This window comes from Flavobacterium aciduliphilum (assembly GCF_003268855.1).
GTDB classification, from domain to species: Bacteria; Bacteroidota; Bacteroidia; order Flavobacteriales; family Flavobacteriaceae; genus Flavobacterium; species Flavobacterium aciduliphilum.
In genome coordinates, this window is sequence record NZ_QLSZ01000003.1 from 232,599 (window position 1) to 247,200 (window position 14,602).

Consider the following 14,602-nt stretch of genomic DNA (forward strand, 5'->3'; position numbering starts at 1 on the left):
TGACAAATATCATTTTTCAAAACGTCATTTTAAAATAGCTTCGCAAAAAAAAATGACATGAAGCTTGAACAACTTTACACAGGATGCTTGGCAGAAGCTGCATATTACATCGTGTCCAATGGAGAAGCCGCTATAGTTGATCCCCTTAGAGAGACTCAGCCCTACCTCGATCGTTTGCAAAGAGATGGCGTATCGTTAAAGTATATTTTTGAAACCCATTTTCATGCCGATTTCGTCTCGGGACATGTTGATTTAGCAAAAAAAACAGGCGCGACTATCGTTTATGGACCCACTACAATGACAACAGGTTTTGATAAACATGTTGCTGCTGATGGTGAGATTTTTGAAATTGGCCATCTCAAGATTAAAGCCATTCATACTCCAGGGCATACAATGGAAAGTACTTGCTATCTTGTCATTGATGAGGAGGGAAAAGAACATGGATTAATTTCGGGAGACACCCTTTTTATAGGCGATGTAGGGCGACCCGATTTGGCACAACACGTGATTGCCGATTTAACGCAAGACAAATTAGCGCGACTTTTATACCATTCGCTACGTACTAAAATTTTACCTCTAGCAGATCATTTAATTGTATATCCAAATCATGGGGCTGGAAGTGCTTGTGGAAAAAACATGAGTAAAGAAACTACCGACACACTAGGCAATCAAAAGAAAACGAATTATGCTTTACAAGAGATGACGGAAGATGAATTTGTAAATGCAATACTCACTGGATTAACTACACCTCCACAATATTTCCCAAAAAATGTATTGATGAACATTCAAGGGTATGATTCGCTCGACACGGTACTTGAACAAGGACTGAAATCGTATGAGGTAGCAACTTTTGAACGTATCGCAAACGATACAAAAACTTTAGTTCTTGACACAAGAGATGCTGCTGATTTTGCAAAAGGGTTTATTCCAAATAGTATTAATATTGGAATTAATGGAAGTTTTGCAACTTGGATTGGTGAATTAATCATCGATATCAAACAAGATATACTCATCGTTGCAGAAAATTTTGAAAAAGTTCAAGAAACAATTATTCGCCTAGCCCGAGTTGGATATGATCACACTATAGGATATTTAGAAGGAGGCTTTGAAGCATGGAAAAAGGCTGGAAAAGATATAGATTTCGTTCATAGAATTACGGTACAGCAATTGGAAAAATATTGCGTTAGTGAAAAGCAAGTGATTATTGATGTTCGAAAAGCAAGCGAATTCCAATCGGAACATTTGATTGAAGCAATTAATATTCCCTTAAATGTATTACCAAAGCACTTAGCTGAATTTCCAAAAGATAAAACTTTTATGATACATTGTGCTGGAGGTTATCGCTCAATGATTGCAGCCTCGATACTAAAACAAAATGGGATTCATAATTTTATTGAAATAGCTGACGGGTATTCCGAAATTAAAAAAACCAACTTACCCAAAACCGATTATGTGTGTCCAACTACACTTTTATAAAGGAGTATTTCTTCAATTAAAGCACTGAATTTGAAAGTGCTTTTTTTATTTGTTAAATTTGTATCAAAAGTTACGAATTGGTGATAGTAAACAAAGTATTTTTGTAACCTATTATTAGTCGGAGTTTTTAGTACTAATTAAAGAAAATGATATGAAAATTGAACAAATATATACAGGTTGTTTATCTCAAGGAGCCTATTTTATAGAGAGCAACGGAGAAATCGCAATTATTGATCCCTTACGTGAAGTGCAACCCTATCTAAACAAAGCTTTGGCAGTTGGAGGGACTATAAAATATATTTTTGAGACCCATTTTCATGCTGACTTTGTGAGTGGGCATGTGACATTAGCAGAGAAAACAGGAGCACCAATTATTTATGGTCCCAAAGCTAATCCTTCGTTTAAAGCTCATCTTGCGCAAGATGGTGAGGTTTTTCAAGTTGGAGCTATTACCATTACATGTTTGCATACACCAGGCCATACAATGGAAAGTTCGTGTTATTTGCTCAAAGACGAAAAGGGAAAAGATCATGCCCTTTTTAGTGGTGATACATTATTTTTAGGGGATGTAGGCCGTCCTGATTTGGCACAAAAAGCCGCCGATATGACTCAAGAACAATTAGCAGGAATTTTATTTGACAGTTTGCGAACTAAAATCATGCCTCTACCAGATGATGTTATTGTGTATCCTGCTCATGGCGCTGGAAGTGCTTGCGGTAAGAATTTAAGTAAAGAAACTGTTGGAAGTCTTGGCGAACAAAAAGCTACTAACTATGCGCTGCGTGCCGATATGACTCGTGAAGAATTCATAAAAGAGGTCACAGAAGGGTTATTACCACCGCCTGCCTATTTTCCGATGAATGTAAAATTAAACAAAGAAGGATATCAAGATGTTGAAACACTTATTGCCGATGCAAAAGCTTTTGACGCTAAAACATTTGAATCTGTTGCCAATGAAACTGGCGCTCTTATTTTAGATGTTCGTCATCAAGATGAATATTCAAAAGGACATATCCCTAAATCTATTTCTATTGGAATTGATGGTCAATTTGCGCCATGGGTTGGGGCTTTAATTCTTGATTACAAACAACCTATTTTACTTGTCACTCCCACGGGACGTGAGGCAGAAACTATTATGCGTTTAGCGCGTGTAGGCTACGACAATAATATTGGTTTTTTGGAGGGGGGATTTGACTCATGGAAAAATTCGGGGATGGAATGTGATTCCTTGATGGGTATTACGGCTCAAGAACTTGAATCAAAATTAAGTCAAGAAACACTACTTCTTTTTGATGTAAGAAAACCAGGAGAATATGCTGCAGAACATATTGAAGATGTGCCTTCTACACCACTTGATTTTTTAAATGACCATCTTTCAGAATTTCCAAAAGCAGAAAACTTCTATATTCATTGTGCAGGGGGATATCGTTCTGTTATTGCTGCATCTATTTTAAAATCAAGAGGATTTCACAATGTTATAGATGTTAAAGGTGGGTTTGCTGCTATAAAAAAAACAGGAATTAAAACCACAACTTATGTTTGTCCTTCAACACTAAAATGATGAAACAGCTATTATTTACCAATTGGCATTTGATGCGAATCATTAGACTTGCTTTTGCATTGTTTTTATTCTATAATGCTTATGAAACTCATGAATGGTTTTTTATCATTTTTGGTGTGTTTTTTTTGGTTCAAGTAATCTTTAATATGGGATGTGGTCCAAAAGGTTGCTCTCTTCCCAACAATAAAAACAGCTAATTATGAAAAGTACTTTTCAAGACATAATTGAATCTGAGAAACCTGTTTTAGTAGATTTTTATGCGACATGGTGTGGTCCTTGTCAAATGTTAGCACCTATTTTAAAAGAAGTCAAAGATGATTTGGGAGATCGGTTATCAATTATTAAAATAGATGTTGATAAAAATCAAGAATTAGCGTCCATGCAAAACGTTCGTGGTGTTCCGACAATGATACTATATCAAAATGGAAAACAACTATGGAGACAATCAGGCGTGATTTCCAAAGAAGAAATAATAAAGATCGTACTAGAAAAAAGTTACTCATGCACAAAAAATCAATAATTATTACCTTTATTGGGGTCATTGTGGGGGCTGTATCGGGTTATCTTTATTATAGATTTATTGGTTGCGCCACAGGAACATGTGCTATCACTTCAAAACCCTTAAATAGTACTGCCTATTTTGCTGTTTTGGGAGGACTTTTGTTTAGTATGTTTTTAAAAAATGAAAAAAAATAATGTATTAGGAAAATTTTAAGAACTCTAAAAAAAAAATAGTTTTATATTTGAAATAATAAATTAACTAATAAATATTAAAAAGATGAAAAAAGTAATTTCAATGTTCGCAGTTGCTGCTTTTTTATTTGCAGCTAATGTAAATGCTCAAGAAACTCAAAAGAAAGAGGGAGAGAAAAAAGAGTGTAGCGCAAAAGAGAAAAAATCTTGCGATAAAAAAGGTGGAAAAAAAGGAAGCTGCTGTGCTCACAAAAAAGAAGAAGAAAAAAAATCATAATTCTTTCAGAAAAAATAACCGTCTCTTTTGAAAAATGGAGACGGTTTTTTTTTGTCTATATAAAACCAATAATTAATTATTTTTTAGAACTATTTAATGCGATTTAAAAACATTTTAACATAATTCCGGATGGAATTCTTGAAGTAAACTTATTATTTTACTAGAAATAATGTTTGCGCACTCTCCAACAATACCTATCTTTGCACGCTGATAATTTTATTCAAACACCATGAAAATTTCATACAATTGGCTTAAGCAATTTTTAAAAATAGAGGCTCCAGCAGAAGAGATATCGAATATACTTACCGATTTAGGTCTTGAGGTTGAAATCGTCGAAAAATATCAATCAATCAAAGGAGGTCTAGAAGGCGTTGTGGTAGGACACGTTTTAACTTGTGAGAAACATCCTGATGCTGACCGTTTAAAAATTACTACTGTAGATTTAGGAACAGGTACACCGGTACAAATTGTGTGTGGTGCAAGTAATGTAGGTGTTGGACAAAAAGTTCCAGTTGCAACCATTGGTACTAAATTATTTGATAAAGAAGGGGTCGAGTTTGAAATAAAAAAAGGCAAAATTAGAGGACAAGAAAGTCATGGAATGATTTGTGCTGAGGACGAATTAGGATTAGGATCTAGTCATGAAGGCATCATGATTTTGGATGCTGATTTAGTTCCTGGAACTCCTGCTTCAAAAGTATTTAATATTGAAAATGATGAGGTTTTTGAAATTGGTTTAACACCTAATCGCGCAGATGCCATGTCACACATGGGCGTAGCGCGCGATTTAAGAGCGGCGTTACTTCAAAAAAATGCGTCATTGGAATTAATTACCCCATCGGTGTCTAAGTTCAAAGTAGACAAAAGAACTTTAAAAATTGATGTGAATGTAGTTGACTCTAAGTTAGCTCCCCGCTACTGCGGTGTAACAATATCTGGAGTTACTATAAAACCCTCTCCTACTTGGTTACAAAATCGTTTGAAAGCTATAGGCTTGACACCGAAAAACAATATCATTGACGTAACCAACTATGTGTTACACGAATTGGGTCAGCCGCTTCACGCCTTTGATGCTGCCATGATTCATGGTAAAATTACTGTAAAAACAGTTGCTAGTGGAACAAAATTTGTAACACTAGATGATGTTGAACGAACCTTACATGAGGAAGACTTGATGATTTGCGATGATAAAGGTCCTTTATGTATGGCTGGTGTGTTCGGAGGTAAAAATTCGGGGGTTTCGGAAAATACTTCAACCATTTTCCTAGAAAGTGCCTATTTTAATCCCGTTACTATTCGTAAAACAGCAAAAAGACACGGTTTAAGTACCGATGCTTCCTTCCGATTTGAACGAGGAATTGATCCAGAAATTACTGAATTTTCGATTAAACGAGCAGCGCTACTCATTCAAGAAGTGGCTGGTGGAGAAATTACTTCTGACATCATTGATTTATATCCAAAGAAATTACCTGATTTTACTGTGTTCTTGAATTACGAACGAACTTTTAAATTAATTGGTCAGGAGTTACCGAAAGAAACGATAAAGAAAATTTTAGCCTCTTTAGACATTAAAGTGAATAGTACTTCAGATGCTGGCCTTGGATTAACCATTCCAGCTTATCGGGTGGATGTACAAAGAGAAGTCGATGTCATTGAAGAAATACTTCGTGTCTACGGTTATAATAATATTAGTTTTTCAAAAAAATTGAATGCTACAGTAGCAAAATCATCCCGTACAGAAGATTACAAAGTTCAAAATATCATTGCAAGTCAATTAAATGCCCTTGGTTTTCACGAAATGATGGCCAACTCTTTAACGACACCTAGCTACACTAAACTTTCTGATTTAGTACAAGAGGAATCAAATGTGACGATATTAAATCCGTTGAGTAACGAATTATCGGTAATGCGTCAATCCTTACTTTTTTCTGGATTGGAAGCAGTAACTTACAATATAAATAGAAAAAATAGTGATCTAAAATTATTTGAATTTGGAAAAAGTTATAAAAAACTCTTATCGGGTTATCAAGAGAAAAAACATTTATCCCTTTTTCTAACTGGATATCGAAATTCAGAAAGTTGGACAAACACACAAAGACCATCCGATTTCTTTTTATTTAAAGGTTATGTATTAACCATCTTGAGTCGTTTGGGATTGGATAAAGTTCAGTATACCCCTCTAAAAAATGATATTTTTACTGAAGGTGTTGCTCTTACATTAGGACAAGATGTTTTAGTGGAATTAGGAAGCGTTAAACGACAGATATTAAAACATTTTGACATAAAACAAGATGTATTCTATGCAGAATTTAATTGGGATTTAGTCATTAAATTATTGTCTAATAAAATTAAGTTTACTCCTATACCAAAGTATCCCGAAGTGCGAAGAGATTTCGCCTTGTTGGTCAATACTGAGACCACCTTTGAATCTATTTATAAAGTAGCCAAACAAACCGAAAAAAGTTTGTTAAAAGATATTAACCTATTTGATGTGTATCAAGGCACGAATCTACCTGAAGGAAAAAAATCGTATGCTGTTAGTTTTGTACTACAAGATACCACTAAAACACTTACCGATTCACAAATTGATAAAATCATGTCCAAATTGCAAACAAATTTCGAAACCGAATTAGGAGCGCAATTGAGATAATGTAGCACTATAAAAAAGCCTCAGTAATTTTGAGGCTTTTTTATATCATGCAATCTTATCATCACTCTCAAATCAATCTAACAAGATATTCTGTTCATATTACCAAAGTAATTATTTGTTCATCAAATAATTCAATATATTGGTTTCCATTCTATTGAGAATATCAGAATTATCGGCTTTTTCAAACTTCTCTCCCAAAATATTTTCATACAATTCGATGTACCGTTCTGAAACCGTTTCTATAAAATCATCCGACATATCAGGAATTTTCTGTCCTTCTTTTCCTTGAAAACCATTTTCAATTAACCACCGTCTTACAAATTCTTTAGACAATTGTTTTTGTTCAATGCCTTTTTCTTGTCTTTCAGTATACCCTTCTTTATAAAAATATCGCGAAGAGTCTGGAGTATGAATTTCATCAATTAAAACAATAGTCCCCGATTTTGTTTTTCCAAATTCATATTTGGTATCTACTAGAATAAGACCTTTCTGATTTGCAATTTGCGAACCTCGTTCAAAAAGGGCATATGTATACTTTTCTAGTATTAGGTACTCTTCCTCAGAAACAATTCCTCTTGAAAGTATTGCTTCTTTAGAAATGTCTTCATCATGATCCCCATGATCAGCCTTAGTTGTGGGAGTAATTATTGGTGTTGGCAATTTTTCATTTTCTTTAAGTCCATCTGGAAGTTGAACCCCGCAAAGCGTTCTTTTTCCAAGTGCATATTCACGAGCTGCATGTCCTGAAAGATACCCTCTAATAACCATTTCTACTTTAAATGGTTCACACAAATGTCCCACTGCAACATTTGGATCAGGAGTTGCAAGAAGCCAATTAGGAACAATATCGGCCGTACTTTGCATAAACTTGGTCGCAATCTGATTTAGAATTTGCCCTTTAAAAGGAATGCCTTTAGGAAGTACCACATCGAAGGCAGAAAGACGATCGGTAGCAATCATAATCAATACTTCATCATTGATATTATAGACTTCTCGAACTTTGCCTCTATAGACTGATTTTTGGTTGGGAAAATTAAATTGAGTGGTAGTAATTGTATCCATATTGTAGTGTGTTGTATGTAAGGCAAAAGTAGCTTGTTTCACACACAAATACAATATTTATTTTTTTAGTATTGCATTTCTTATTATAAAATTAAAGATACGATAGCCTACTATTCGTCTTAGAGATATCATAAAATGAGCATCAAATCCAACAGCATATTTTTTAAATCCTTTTGATGGATTTTCAGCAATGTGGTATAGTTTATCCAAAATAACGGTGAGGAGTTCTTGATTGTCTTCTGTTTTCTTCTGAACAATAGCATCTACTTTTTTCATCATGTTATTGTATGAATCGATTTCTGTGGTTTCAGATTTTTTTACATTCTTTTGGAAATTGGAGGGAATATTTCCGAATTGCACTGTAGCAACAGCAATGTTAAACGGTCTCAATTCATAAGCCATACATTCTGAAAAACTTTCAACGGCATGCTTTGTGGAATGATAAAAATTTCCTAAGGGTAAATTTACACTCCCAGCAATCGAACTAATATTAATGAATTGCCCTTTTTTCTGGGCTCTAAAATGAGGTATAAATGCCCTACACATTTTGACTACTCCCAACCAATTGACCTTAGTAATAGCCTCTATTTTGTTATCTTCGGCGAGTTCAACAAAACTTCTATAGCCCATTCCAGCATTATTGATAATTACATCAATAGAATGAAAGGTGTTCAAAATTTGTGTGGCAGCTTGTTCAACACTTTCGGTCGACGTTACATCAAGTTCGAAACAACTAATATTTGGATATTCATCAAAAATTGTTGCTTCTTCAATATTTATTAAGGTTGCGATTACGTTCCAATTTTTTTTTGAAAAATAAAGGGCAATTTCTTTACCTAATCCTCCTGAGGCGCCTGTAATGAGTACTGTTTTGATAATAGTTTTTTTAATGTTCGTATGAATAAAAAGAAAATTACGCCTTAATCGTTGTTCTCTATACTTTTATAAGCTTCTATAATTTTTTTCACTAATCGATGGCGTACAATATCTTTATCATCTAAATAAATGATGCCAATTCCTTCAACATTTTTCAAAACTAAAATAGCTTCTTTTAATCCAGATATTGTTTTTTTTGGTAAATCAACTTGACCTGGATCTCCCGTGATGATAAACTTAGCGTTCTTACCCATACGAGTTAAAAACATTTTCATTTGAGAATGAGTGGTATTTTGAGCTTCATCCAAGATGACAAAAGCATTATCCAACGTTCTCCCTCTCATAAAAGCCAAAGGAGCTATTTGAATAATCCCTTTTAGAATATAATCATCTAACGTTTGCGGAGGTACCATATCGCGCAACGCATCATAAAGCGGTTGCATATAAGGATCCAATTTTTCCTTCATATCACCAGGCAAAAATCCGAGATTTTCTCCAGCTTCTACAGCAGGTCGAGTCAAAATAATTCGTTTGACTTGTTTTTCCTTTAATGCCTTAACCGCAAGAGCAACTCCTGTATACGTTTTTCCTGTACCCGCTGGACCGATGGCAAAAACCATGTCATTTTTAAAAACACTTTCAACCAATTTGTGTTGGTTAGGCGTCATTGCTTTAATCAACTTTCCTCCTAATCCATGCACTAATATCTTGTCATGGTCGGGCATTTTTTGTTCTTCTAGGGTATTACTTTGAATGACTCTATCAATAACATTGGTGTCAATATTGTTATAACGAGTGAAATGTTGCATCAAACGATTGAATCTGTTTTCAAACTCATCCAACACTTCTTTTTCGCCAAATGCTTTCAATGTAGTACCACGAGCTACAATTTTAAGCTTTGGATAATATTTTTTAATCGTTTCAAGGTGAACGTCTTGTATTCCCCAAAATTCTTTTGGAGCAATGTCTATTAATTCTATAATTCGTTCGTTCAAATGGTAAATATTTTAATTATTTTTATTCTAATTATTAGTAGCTTTGCATCATTCCAAATTTATAAAATAGACGCATACGTTTCTCATTTAGTTATAAACAATTTTATGTCAATAATTACCCTAACTACCGACTACGGATTGAAAGACCATTTTGTGGGCGCTTTGAAAGGGAAAATTATTTCTTTGGATCCTGAAGTTACTATTGTTGATATTTCTCATGATGTAGACCCCTTTAATATTAGTGAAGCAAGCTATATTATCAGTGCTGCCTATAAAAATTTTCCAAAAGGTACGGTACATATTATTGGCGTTGATATTGAACACAGTCCAACCAACAGGCATATTGCAGTAGCATGGGATGATCACTTTTTTTTAACCTCTGATAATGGAATTCTCAGTATTTTATTGGATCAATTAAAGCCACAAAAAATGGTAGCACTTTCCATTCATGATCGGTTTTCAACGGAGGCTACAGATATGGATATTCTTTTGGCAGGTGCCATTCATCTTGCTAAAGGAGGAAATTTGAATGTCATTGGAAATGAAATTACAAGTTTGAAAAAAATAACCGAATTGCAACCCATACTTTCTGGTGACAAAAACAGTATCAAAGGATTTGTAGTGTATCTCGACCGATTTGGAAATGCCGTTACGAATATTTCAAAAAAAATGTTTTTACAAGCAGCAAAAGGACGGCCTTATGAAGTGCGCTTTAAAAACAAAAGTGTAAAAACTATTTTTACAAGGTATTCAGATATTGAGACGGTTGACAAAAGACCTCTTTCTGATTTAAGTGGCACGCATCTAGCTATTTTTAATGAATCTGGATTATTGGAAATTGGAATTTATAAAAGCAATCCCAATGTTGCTTCTGCAGAGAGTTTATTTGGAATTAGATATCGAGATGTTGTTAGTATAACCTTTAGTAATCCCTAAAAAATGTTTGTAAGAATTGTAAAAATGTCATTTCACGAAAAGGATATTCCTGCTTTTTTGGATCATTTCCATACCATGAAAACTCATATTCGAAATGCACCTGGAAATCGTCTTTTAGAATTGTATCAAGATAAAAACAATCCCTGTGTTTTTTTCACTTATAGTTATTGGGAAACCGAACAAGATTTAGAAAATTATCGAAATTCGACCTTATTTGAGGGGGTTTGGACCTTTACAAAAAAACTATTTAACGCCAAACCTGAAGCATGGAGTGTGAACAAATTAGTTAGTTTAGAATAGTTATCAGTTTTAAAAACAGACAGCAAAAAATATGAAATCAATTTTATTACGAGAAATTAAATCCTTCTTTGGTTCGCCAATAGGCTATTTAGTAATTGCTATCTTTTTACTGCTCAATGGATTGTTCCTATGGGTTTTTGAAGGGGAATACAACATCTTGAACAGTGGGTTTGCCGACATGACGCCTTTCTTTACCATAGCCCCTTGGATCTTGATTTTTTTAATTCCAGCAGTGACCATGAGAAGTTTTTCTGATGAGAGAAAACAAGGAACCATTGAACTTTTGATGACAAAACCGTTGAGCGTTTGGCAAATTGTAAACGGAAAGTTTCTTGGCGCTTTATTACTTATTGTGATTGCTCTATTACCAACGTTACTATATGTATATGTAATTACTACACTTGGACTCCATGAAGACACTATTGATATGGGAAGTACTCTTGGGTCTTACTTTGGTTTGTTATTTTTAATTGCAGGGTATACCGCTATTGGAGTCTTCACCTCTACACTATCAGAAAATCAAATTATTGCATTTATTCTGTCGGTTTTTATGTGTTTCCTTTTTTACTTTGGTTTTGAAAGTGTGTCCCATTTGCTAAATTCTTTTAGTGATTTTATTGCTTTTTTTGGAATGGATTATCATTTTAAAAGTATGAGTCGTGGCGTGATCGACACAAGAGATATTTGCTATTTTGCTAGTATTTCCTTTGTGTTTTTATTACTAACCGTTTATAAATTAAAATCTTTGAATGCCTAATGAATACTAAGAATCTAAAAAAACTATTTTTGACCATTAGTAGTGTCATACTCCTCAATTTTGCAGGCTATTTTTATTTCAAAAGATTTGATTTAACTTCTGACAAACGCTACACCTTATCGGAAACCTCCTTGAACATCATTAAGGAAGTGAAAAATCCTTTGTATGTCGATGTATTTCTCGAAGGATATTTTCCCGGTGAGTTTAAGAAATTACAAACTGAAACCCAACAATTATTAGAAGAATTTAAGGCTTATAATCCAAATATCATTTTTCAATTTGTCAATCCGCTAGAGAAAGAAGAAGAGCGCGATAAAATCATGCAACAATTTTATGATCGCGGCTTAACTCCACTGAATGTTACCGTAAATGATAAAGGAAAACAAACCCAAGAGGTAGTTTTCCCTTGGGCTGTAGTCACGTATGGTTCTAAAAGCACTAAAGTACCCTTGTTGAAAAATATGATGGGTGCCTCTACTGCCGAAAAAGTAGTCAGTTCGGTACAACATTTAGAATATGCTTTTGCCAATGGTTTCAATACGGTTTCAAAGAAAAGAGAGAAAAAAATTGCTATTATCAAAGGTAATGGTGAATTGCATGAGTTACTCATTGCCGATTTTCTGAAATCAGTCCGTGAAAATTATTTTATTGGCCCTTTTACATTAGATTCAGTAGCCAAAAACCCAACGGGAACCCTTAAAGAATTAAAAAAATATGATTTAGCCATTATTGCCAAGCCTACCGTTCCTTTTTCAGATGAAGAAAAACAAGTACTCGATCAATTTGTAATCCATGGTGGAAAATCGTTGTGGCTTGTCGATCAAGTAAACATGGAAATGGATAGCCTGATGACTACCGGAGAAAACCTTGCTTTTCCTAGAGATTTAAATTTAAATGACCTCTTTTTTAAATATGGCATTCGCATCAAACCCGATTTAATTAAAGACATCATGGCAACCCCTATTTCGTTGGCTACTGGCCAGCAAGGAAGCGGGACACAGTATACAAAATTTCCATGGTTTTACTCCCCTATGATTTATCCTACAGAATCGAAAGACAAGTCAAAAACAAATCCTATTGTAAGTAATTTAGACGGGCTAAAATTTGAATTTACCAATCCGATCGAATTGCTTCATAACAACATTCGAAAAACTATATTATTACAAAGTTCACCCTATTCAAAAGCTGTAGGAACACCTACTCCCGTAGCCTTAAACATGGTTCAGGAGCGTCCAGATCAAAAAGATTTTACTGGTAAAGGGTCTCTTACTGTGGCAGTGCTTTTGGAAGGAGACTTTCACTCTGGTTTTCAAAATAGAATATTGCCTTTCAAAGAACCTGATTTTAGCCCTGTCGGAAAACCAACAAAAATGATTGTGATTTCTGACGGTGATGTAGTAAAAAATCAACTGGATAAAAACTACCAACCGATGGAATTAGGCTATGATAAATGGACAAACAATCTGTACGCTAACAAAGAATTTATGCTCAATTGTGTCAATTATCTTTTGGACGATAACGGACTTATTAACATTAGAAGTAAGACCGTTGAACTTCCTTTACTCGACACCAATAAAGTACAAGAAAACTATTTTTATTATCAAATACTTACTGTTGGACTTCCTCTTTTCTTTTTAGCAATCTTCGGATTTTTATTTACGTATTTAAGAAAACGAAAGTATAGTAAATCCATACAATAAGTAAAACACAGGCGCACAATGTTAATAAAAATCTTTTTAAATTATAATTCTTTAAGATATATTTGTAAAAAATAAAATAACAATGAAGTTTATTGTATCGAGTTCGTATTTATTAAAACAATTACAGGTTTTAGGAAGTGTCATTAACAGCAGCAATACGTTGCCAATTTTGGATAATTTCTTATTTGAATTAGACAAAAAATCACTTACCGTTTCTTCATCAGATTTAGAGACGACTATGTCGGCCACTTTAGATATCGAATCTACTGATATTGGAAGTGTTGCTGTACCTGCAAAGTTGTTATTAGATATATTAAAAACTTTCCCAGAACAACCCTTAACGTTTACTGTTGAAGATAACAATACTATTGAAATTAGTTCAAATTCTGGTAAGTATGCCATAGCGTATGCTCCTGGAGAAGAATTTCCAAAATCAGTTCAATTAGTTGATCCTTCATCTACTTTAGTTCCTGCAGAAGTTCTCGCTACAGCAATTAGTAAAACTATTTTTGCTGCAGGAAATGACGATTTACGTCCTGTGATGAGTGGGGTTTTCTTCCAATTCTCACCAGAAGGATTGATTTTTGTAGCCACAGACGCTCACAAATTAGTTAAATATGCACGTACAGACGTAAAGGCTTCTCAAGTGGCTGATTTTATTATGCCTAAAAAGCCTTTGAATATATTAAAAAGTATATTGGGCGCTTCTGATGCCGAGGTAAAAATTGATTATAATGATGCTAATGCTACCTTTTCCTTTGAAAACTATGTATTAACGTGTAGATTAATTGATGGAAAATATCCAAATTATGAAGCGGTGATTCCAAAAGAAAATCCAAATAAATTACTAATCGATAGAACACAATTTTATAATTCTGTTCGACGTGTCGCTATCTTTTCAAATAAAACCACACATCAAATTCGTTTGCGAATTGCTGGAGCTGAATTGAATATTTCTGCCGAAGATATTGATTATTCTAACAAAGCCGAAGAGCGCTTAACTTGTGACTATCAAGGAGATGATATTCAAATTGGGTTCAACTCACGCTTTCTTTTGGAAATGCTATCCAACTTACAATCAGACGAAATACAATTAGAAATGTCTATGCCTAATCGTGCAGGGATTTTAACTCCTGTTGATGGTTTAGACGAAGGAGAAACGATTACTATGTTGGTAATGCCTGTGATGATAAATAATTAACATCCTCTTAAAAATAATTAGAAGGTAGTGTTTCACAAACTGTGTAAGTTGAAAAGTTATTCTGAAAATTTGAGCTAATTCAAAAAGCTCAAAAATTTTCGGAAATAACTTTTTAACA

At 34.1% G+C, this 14,602-nt stretch carries 15 protein-coding genes; 12 read left to right on the forward strand and 3 right to left on the reverse strand.

The window, feature by feature from the left end; translation table 11 throughout:
* Positions 1–57 precede the first annotated feature (57 nt).
* The 7 genes from CLV55_RS05360 (at position 58) to pheT (ending at position 6,657) form a co-directional block, all read left to right on the forward strand.
* Positions 58–1,476 carry an MBL fold metallo-hydrolase gene (locus CLV55_RS05360; RefSeq protein ID WP_112112721.1) on the forward strand — a complete coding sequence of 473 codons (1,419 nt, stop codon included), beginning with the start codon at positions 58–60 and terminating at the stop codon, positions 1,474–1,476.
* 151 nt (positions 1,477–1,627) lie between these two features.
* Positions 1,628–3,037, forward strand: coding sequence for an MBL fold metallo-hydrolase (locus CLV55_RS05365; protein ID WP_112112722.1), 1,410 nt, complete (start codon positions 1,628–1,630; stop codon positions 3,035–3,037).
* Positions 3,034–3,234 carry a hypothetical protein gene (locus tag CLV55_RS05370; protein WP_245902681.1) on the forward strand — a complete coding sequence of 67 codons (201 nt, stop codon included), beginning with the start codon at positions 3,034–3,036 and terminating at the stop codon, positions 3,232–3,234. The genes CLV55_RS05365 and CLV55_RS05370 overlap by 4 nt, the downstream gene beginning before the upstream one ends.
* Positions 3,235–3,236: 2 nt before the next feature.
* Positions 3,237–3,557 carry a thioredoxin gene (gene trxA, locus CLV55_RS05375; protein WP_112112724.1) on the forward strand — a complete coding sequence of 107 codons (321 nt, stop codon included), beginning with the start codon at positions 3,237–3,239 and terminating at the stop codon, positions 3,555–3,557.
* The gene (locus CLV55_RS05380) at positions 3,539–3,733 is read left to right on the forward strand and encodes a hypothetical protein (protein ID WP_112112725.1); all 195 of its coding nucleotides are present in this window, start codon (positions 3,539–3,541) and stop codon (positions 3,731–3,733) included. Before trxA ends, CLV55_RS05380 begins: the two co-directional genes overlap by 19 nt.
* Positions 3,734–3,815: 82 nt before the next feature.
* The gene (locus CLV55_RS05385) at positions 3,816–4,007 is read left to right on the forward strand and encodes a hypothetical protein (protein WP_112112726.1); all 192 of its coding nucleotides are present in this window, start codon (positions 3,816–3,818) and stop codon (positions 4,005–4,007) included.
* Positions 4,008–4,236: 229 nt separating this feature from the next.
* Positions 4,237–6,657, forward strand: coding sequence for a phenylalanine--tRNA ligase subunit beta (pheT, locus tag CLV55_RS05390; protein WP_112112727.1), 2,421 nt, complete (start codon positions 4,237–4,239; stop codon positions 6,655–6,657).
* Positions 6,658–6,768: 111 nt separating this feature from the next.
* Here the strand turns inward: pheT and CLV55_RS05395 are convergent, their stop codons facing one another.
* The 3 genes from CLV55_RS05395 to CLV55_RS05405 are packed head-to-tail and all read right to left on the reverse strand — an operon-like array spanning position 6,769 to position 9,590.
* Positions 6,769–7,719, reverse strand: a complete 951-nt coding sequence (locus CLV55_RS05395; RefSeq protein WP_112112728.1) for a phosphoribosylaminoimidazolesuccinocarboxamide synthase — start codon at positions 7,717–7,719, stop codon at positions 6,769–6,771.
* 57 nt (positions 7,720–7,776) lie between these two features.
* Positions 7,777–8,622, reverse strand: a complete 846-nt coding sequence (locus CLV55_RS05400) for an SDR family NAD(P)-dependent oxidoreductase (RefSeq protein ID WP_317048364.1) — start codon at positions 8,620–8,622, stop codon at positions 7,777–7,779.
* A 17-nt stretch (positions 8,623–8,639) separates the two neighbouring features.
* Complete coding sequence (locus CLV55_RS05405) at positions 8,640–9,590, reverse strand: PhoH family protein (protein WP_112112730.1); 951 nt, start codon at positions 9,588–9,590, stop codon at positions 8,640–8,642.
* Between the two features lie 105 nt (positions 9,591–9,695).
* Here CLV55_RS05405 and CLV55_RS05410 point away from each other — a divergent pair, with 105 nt between their 5' ends.
* The 5 genes from CLV55_RS05410 to dnaN all read left to right on the forward strand — a co-directional run bounded on the left by CLV55_RS05410 (position 9,696) and on the right by dnaN (position 14,484).
* The gene (locus CLV55_RS05410) at positions 9,696–10,526 is read left to right on the forward strand and encodes an SAM hydrolase/SAM-dependent halogenase family protein (protein ID WP_112112740.1); all 831 of its coding nucleotides are present in this window, start codon (positions 9,696–9,698) and stop codon (positions 10,524–10,526) included.
* A 3-nt stretch (positions 10,527–10,529) separates the two neighbouring features.
* Positions 10,530–10,826 carry a putative quinol monooxygenase gene (locus CLV55_RS05415; protein ID WP_112112731.1) on the forward strand — a complete coding sequence of 99 codons (297 nt, stop codon included), beginning with the start codon at positions 10,530–10,532 and terminating at the stop codon, positions 10,824–10,826.
* Positions 10,827–10,857: 31 nt separating this feature from the next.
* Positions 10,858–11,583: a gliding motility-associated ABC transporter permease subunit GldF gene (gene gldF / locus CLV55_RS05420; protein WP_112112732.1), complete on the forward strand. Its 726-nt coding sequence runs from the start codon at positions 10,858–10,860 to the stop codon at positions 11,581–11,583.
* Positions 11,583–13,283 carry a gliding motility-associated ABC transporter substrate-binding protein GldG gene (gene gldG, locus CLV55_RS05425; protein ID WP_112112733.1) on the forward strand — a complete coding sequence of 567 codons (1,701 nt, stop codon included), beginning with the start codon at positions 11,583–11,585 and terminating at the stop codon, positions 13,281–13,283. Before gldF ends, gldG begins: the two co-directional genes overlap by 1 nt.
* An 82-nt stretch (positions 13,284–13,365) precedes the next feature.
* Positions 13,366–14,484: a DNA polymerase III subunit beta gene (gene dnaN, locus CLV55_RS05430; protein ID WP_112112734.1), complete on the forward strand. Its 1,119-nt coding sequence runs from the start codon at positions 13,366–13,368 to the stop codon at positions 14,482–14,484.
* Positions 14,485–14,602 lie beyond the last annotated feature (118 nt).